This is a genomic window from Bradyrhizobium sp. Crot121 (assembly GCF_059512385.1).
The window spans coordinates 1-1884 of sequence record NZ_JCAMOR010000212.1; the positions used below are offsets into that span (position 1 = coordinate 1).

3 protein-coding genes are annotated in these 1884 nt (G+C 57.5%); all 3 read right to left on the reverse strand.

The window, feature by feature from the left end; all coding sequences use genetic code 11:
- On the reverse strand, nucleotides 1–398 hold a 398-nt coding region (locus tag AC5ZGW_RS46040), incomplete at its 3' end, for a hypothetical protein (protein ID WP_130231890.1).
- 42 nt (nucleotides 399–440) lie between these two features.
- Nucleotides 441–1439 carry a hypothetical protein gene (locus AC5ZGW_RS46045; RefSeq protein ID WP_130231888.1) on the reverse strand — a complete coding sequence of 333 codons (999 nt, stop codon included), beginning with the start codon at nucleotides 1437–1439 and terminating at the stop codon, nucleotides 441–443.
- On the reverse strand, nucleotides 1432–1884 hold a 453-nt coding region (locus AC5ZGW_RS46050), incomplete at its 5' end, for a SycD/LcrH family type III secretion system chaperone (RefSeq protein WP_130231886.1). The genes AC5ZGW_RS46045 and AC5ZGW_RS46050, both read right to left, overlap by 8 nt.

Here is a 1884-nt window from a genome sequence, read left to right on the forward strand (position 1 = left end):
TTGCGAAGCGCCTTGGCAGCAGCTTCCTGCGCAGCGATCTCGACGTTAAGCGCGGCCGACCGGTCCGACCTCGCCGCCTTCCGGAACTCCGCATTGAGCCGAACGATGAGCGCGGCGACTGCTGATATCTCGTTCCCCGTAGCAAAGTCCTTCAGCTTGACCTGGACGTTGGAAAGCTTCTCTTGGATCACAACGTCCGCGAGATCCGGTACACCAACTGATTCCCGACCCCGCGCCCCCTCAACGGGATCTGCAAGAGGGCGTGGGATCTCGCCTTCTGGCACGTTTCTGCCGCGGACCGTAGCAGAGATCGGCACCCGCGGAAGTTGTTGATGCGCGGCAGCATCCAACAGGTCGTGCCCGCCAACGGTCGTTTCACGTTCGATCGCAAATACCATCGCTACATTCCTTAAGTTCGATAAGTGATCCCACGCAGCCTGTCAGGCGAAGTGCCTTATGAGATTCGCGTTGGAGTCACTCTGCCTCTCAATCGCCTCGGCAACGTTCTGTGTGGTCATCGTCCTGTCGAGAAGCAATTGCTTGATGAAGTCCATTTCATCGCTTTGCAGTTGTCTCAATCTTGCAATGCTCTTGCTAATGTCCAACGTTTCTGCCTGGGCGTCCGTTGCCTCCTTCTGCTGGATGCCATTGGCGATGCCAGCGCCAGCCTCGCCCAGCGATGCCACTGCCTCGCCGACCCGAGCCGCCGTCGAAAGTCTCTGGCCTATCTGAACAGCCTTGACAGAGTTAGACGGTATCAAGGCGGTAATACCCAATCCACTCGCAGCTCCACTAGCAAAGCCAGCGCCGACCGTTAGCACCGAGATAGCGAATATGATGCCAATCGTGATGACCGCGCTCAAAGTGTTGGCCTTGCCGTCCTCGATTCCGTCTTTCTCGAGACTCTTCGCAATTGCCGCGGTCATCTTATCGATGCCCCCCGTCTCGACGAGAGTCGCTACTCCAACGCTCACTGCCGCCGCCATGACTGCAAGCGTTCCGCCGGTGGCAACGGCAGCCAGGACCGTCAATCCGACCGCTAGCCATCCGAAGAACTTCATGATGCCGGAGCTCTTCTTTGCTTCTGCCAATCTTTTTGCCGCTTCAATGATGCTTTTAGAGGTTTCCTCGTGCAACTGCCTTTGCTGCTCTCCCCAATGTCGCGCGTCCTCTATTCCGGCTGCAACCTGTCCATCCGTCATCTTGGTCTTCAGAGCCAGAAACGTGGTAAGGAGGTCAATCGTATCGAACGCACGTGGTGCCGATAAGCCTGGAATCGAACCTGACGCGACAGCCTCTCCGGAACCTGATTGCAGCAACAGGTTGGCGTCAGTCTTGCGGCCATTGCCCGAAAGACCGGTGGCGGAGGCACTGAAAGGCAGCGTCCCGACTTCGGGGAGTGTTTTGCTCGTCAACGCCCACATGTTCACTCTATCCATGGCTGGACCCAAGTTGGGATTTGAGGCGGTTAAGCATCATCAGCCCACGCCCGGCCAAAGCCTTTTGTTCGGGCCTTCCGACACTCAGCGCCAAGCTATTCTCGAGTGCGGTGATGGCCGCTGTGGGATGATCGAGTTTGATGAAACATTCCGCCGCACGAAGCGGTATCTGCGGATCGTCACTATCCAGGAGCCCGGCCAACCGATAGGCGTGCATGGCGTTCTCTGGGTCCCCAAGCATCTGACTACTAGCAGCCAGACCAAACCAGAATCGTGCGTCGATGTGCCGGTGTAGGCACAAGAAGCGAAAGAAATTCCGCGCCTCCTCATACTTGCCGCAAGAATAGTAGCGGTGGCCAAATACATATAAGGCCTCAAGCTCATCGTCCGTGATCCCAATGACGCTAGCCAGGTCCGCGCGCCCTGCCACGAAGTCGATGGCGAG